Raw genomic sequence first — 3,712 nt, 5'->3', positions numbered from 1 at the left:
TCGCCTATGTATACAGGCGTGATCGAAGGCGTCGGCCCGCGCTATTGCCCGTCGATCGAGGACAAGATCCACCGGTTCGCCTCGAAGGAGTCGCACCAGATCTTCCTCGAGCCGGAAGGGCTGACGACCCACGAGTTCTACCCGAATGGGATCTCGACCAGCCTGCCGTTCGATGTCCAACTCGAACTCGTGCATTCGATGCCCGGCCTCGAGAACGCGCACATCCTGCGCCCCGGCTACGCGATCGAGTACGACTACTTCGACCCGCGCGCGCTGAAGGCGTCGCTCGAGACGAAGGCGATCAATGGGCTGTTCTTTGCGGGCCAGATCAATGGCACGACCGGCTACGAAGAAGCGGCGGCGCAGGGGCTGTTGGCCGGCCTCAATGCGGGCCGCTACGTGCAGGAGAAGGATGCGTGGTGCCCGCGTCGCGATCAGGCCTATCTGGGCGTGCTGGTCGACGATCTCGTCACGCGCGGCGTGGCCGAGCCGTACCGCATGTTCACGAGCCGCGCCGAGTATCGCCTGAGCCTGCGCGAAGACAATGCCGACATGCGTCTGACCGAAATCGGCCGCGAGCTCGGGCTCGTTGACGATGCGCGTTGGGACGCATTCAGCCGGAAGCGCGACGCTGTTTCACGTGAAACCGAACGCCTGAAGTCGACCTGGGTCACGCCGAAGACGCTGCCGGCGGAAGAAGCGACGGCGTTGCTCGGCAAGGCGATCGATCACGAGTACAGCCTCGCCGAACTGCTGCGTCGGCCGGGCGTGAGCTACGACGGCGTGTGCGGACTGAAGGGCGGCGAGTGCGGCCCCGCGGAGCCGCTGGCGGACGATCCGGTGCTGCTCGAGCAGATCAAGGAGCAGGTCGAGATCGGCATCAAGTATCAGGGCTATATCGAGCGTCAGGCGTCCGAAATCGAGCGCAACGACGCGAACGAGAACACACGTCTGCCGGACGGTATCGATTACCGCGAAGTGCGCGGCCTGTCATTCGAGGTGAGCCAGAAGCTCAACGAATTCCGGCCGGAAACGATCGGGCAGGCGTCGCGTATCTCGGGCGTCACACCGGCGGCAATCTCGCTGCTGATGGTGCACCTGAAGCGTCGCGGCCTGGGCCGCCGTAACGGTACGGCGGCAGAGGCCGCGGAGCAGGGGGACGGCGCCGTCCCGACGCAACAATGACGGCGCGTCGCGCGCCGGCGGTTAATCGGGACGTACTGGAAGGGATGCTCGTCGAAGGTACGGCGGCGCTCGACCTCACGCTGACGGATACGCAACGCAACCAGTTGCTCGATTATGTCGCGCTGCTCGGCAAGTGGAACGCGGTCTACAACCTGACCGCGATCCGCGACCCGAAGCAGATGCTGATCCAGCACATCCTCGATTCGCTTTCCATCGTCCCGCATCTGCGCGGCCGTACGTCGGCGCGCGTGCTCGACGTCGGCTCGGGCGGCGGGCTGCCCGGTATCGTGCTCGCGATCGTCGAGCCGGGCTGGCAGGTCACGCTGAACGATATCGTGCAGAAGAAGTCTGCCTTCCAGACGCAGATGCGCGCAGAGCTGAAGCTCGCGAACCTGTCGGTGGTCACCGGGCGGGTCGAATCGCTGCAACCGGGTGTCGAAGTGCCGGAAAAATTCGACATGATCGTATCCCGCGCTTTCGCGGATCTGTCCGACTTCGTTAAACTTGCTCGACATCTGGTCGCGCCGGGCGGTTCGATCTGGGCGATGAAGGGCGTTCACCCGGACGACGAGATTGCGCGGTTGCCGGAAGGCAGCCGTGTCACGCAGACGATCCGGCTGGCGGTGCCGATGCTCGATGCGGAGCGGCATCTGTTCGAAGTGGCCGTCGACGACGCGAATTGAAGGCGCGCGGTAGCGCGCCGTTTGTTTGAAGGTAAAGGGAACACACCAACGATGGCAAAGATCTTCTGCGTTGCGAACCAGAAGGGGGGCGTCGGCAAGACGACGACATCGGTCAATCTCGCCGCAAGCCTTGCAGCGCAGGAGCAACGAGTCCTGTTGATCGATCTCGACCCGCAGGGCAACGCGACGATGGGCAGCGGGATCGACAAGGCCGCCTGCGAAGCGACCGTGTACGAAGTGCTGGTCGACGGCGTGTCGGTGGCCGATGCGCGCGTGCGTCCGGAGGGCGTCACCTACGACGTGCTTCCCGCCAATCGTGAGCTGTCCGGCGCGGAGATCGAACTGATCAGCATCGACAACCGCGAGCGCCGCCTGAAGGCCGCGCTCGAGCGCGTGGCCGACGACTACGATTTCGTGCTGATCGATTGCCCGCCGACGCTGTCGCTGCTGACGCTGAACGGACTGTGCGCGGCGCATGGCGTCGTGATCCCGATGCAGTGCGAGTACTTCGCGCTGGAAGGGCTGTCGGACCTCGTCAATACGATCAAGCAGGTTCACGCGAACATGAACCGCGACCTGAAGATCATCGGCTTGCTGCGCGTGATGTTCGACCCGCGCATCACGCTGCAGCAGCAAGTCTCCGATCAACTGAAAGCGCACTTCGGCGACAAGGTGTTCGACGCGGTGATTCCGCGCAACGTGCGCCTGGCGGAAGCGCCGAGTTACGGGTTGCCGGGCGTCGTGTTCGACCGCAGTTCGCGCGGTGCGCAAGCGTATATCCAGTTCGGTGCCGAAATGATCGAGCGCGTGCGCGCGTTCGAGGTGTCGTGATCCGGACATGAGCGAAGCGAGGAAGAAAGACATGAACGCGGTACCAAAGAAGAAGGGCTTGGGACGTGGCCTCGAAGCGCTGCTCGGCGGCAGTGCCGATATCACCGAAGCGGTGAAGATCGAAGGGGCACCGAACACGCTCGCGCTCGGCAAGCTGCAAGCCGGCAAGTACCAGCCGCGTACGCGGATGGACGAGGGCAGCTTGCAGGAGCTCGCGGCCAGCATTCGCGCGCAGGGCGTGATGCAGCCGATCCTGGTACGGCCCATTTCATCAGACAAATACGAGATCATCGCGGGCGAGCGGCGTTTCCGCGCGGCGCGCCTGGCCGGCCTCGATGAAGTGCCGGTGCTCGTGAAGGACGTATCCGATCAGGCTGCCGCCGCGATGGCGCTGATCGAGAACATCCAGCGCGAGGATCTGAATCCGCTCGAAGAGGCACACGGTATCCAGCGCCTGCTCGACGAGTTTGGTTTCACGCACGAACAGGCGGCCGAATCGGTCGGCCGTTCGCGCAGCGCGGTATCGAACCTGCTGCGCCTGCTTAACCTCGCATCGCCGGTGCAGACGATGCTGCTGGCCGGCGATCTCGACATGGGGCACGCACGCGCGCTGCTCGCGGTCGACGCGGCCACGCAGATCACGCTCGCGCATCAGGTGGTCAACAAGCGCATGTCGGTGCGCGAGACCGAGAAGCTCGTCTCGCACACGACGAAGGAAGCGCCGGCCGTGAAGGCGCGTGCGAAGGACGATGGCGGCCGCGATACGCGTCGCCTCGAAGAGGAGTTGTCGGACCTGCTCGCGTCGACGGTGAAGATCAAGCTGGGCCGCCGCGGGCGAGGGCAGGTGCTGATCGACTTCGGCAACCTCGATGCACTCGAGGGCATTCTCGCGCGACTGCGCGGCAACGTCGCAACGGAAGAATAACGGGCCGGCCATGGAGCAAACGGGTGCACCGGCACCGCGCCGGTGGCTCGGCTGGCTTGCGCAGGAACCGGTGCTGGTCGGTGCTTGC

General features: G+C 64.7%; 4 protein-coding genes. All 4 read left to right on the top strand.

Translation table 11 applies throughout. The features are described from left to right. Nucleotides 1-1,185 (top strand): FAD-dependent oxidoreductase (locus JMF90_RS28400; protein ID WP_201325720.1); only part of this gene is annotated, 1,185 nt, incomplete at its 5' end. Next, the gene (rsmG, locus tag JMF90_RS28395) at nucleotides 1,182-1,868 is read left to right on the top strand and encodes a 16S rRNA (guanine(527)-N(7))-methyltransferase RsmG (RefSeq protein ID WP_027808854.1); all 687 of its coding nucleotides are present in this window, start codon (nucleotides 1,182-1,184) and stop codon (nucleotides 1,866-1,868) included. The genes JMF90_RS28400 and rsmG, both read left to right, overlap by 4 nt. A gap of 51 nt (nucleotides 1,869-1,919) precedes the next feature. Then, nucleotides 1,920-2,699 carry a ParA family protein gene (locus JMF90_RS28390; RefSeq protein ID WP_011546804.1) on the top strand — a complete coding sequence of 260 codons (780 nt, stop codon included), beginning with the start codon at nucleotides 1,920-1,922 and terminating at the stop codon, nucleotides 2,697-2,699. 31 nt (nucleotides 2,700-2,730) lie between these two features. Next, nucleotides 2,731-3,624, top strand: a complete 894-nt coding sequence (locus tag JMF90_RS28385) for a ParB/RepB/Spo0J family partition protein (protein WP_011546803.1) — start codon at nucleotides 2,731-2,733, stop codon at nucleotides 3,622-3,624. Nucleotides 3,625-3,712: the final 88 nt, after the last annotated feature.

The sequence above is a fragment of the Burkholderia sp. E168m23 genome, assembly GCF_016586125.1.
GTDB classification, from domain to species: Bacteria; Pseudomonadota; Gammaproteobacteria; order Burkholderiales; family Burkholderiaceae; genus Burkholderia; species Burkholderia orbicola.
This window is presented reverse-complemented; position numbering and strand designations above follow the sequence as displayed.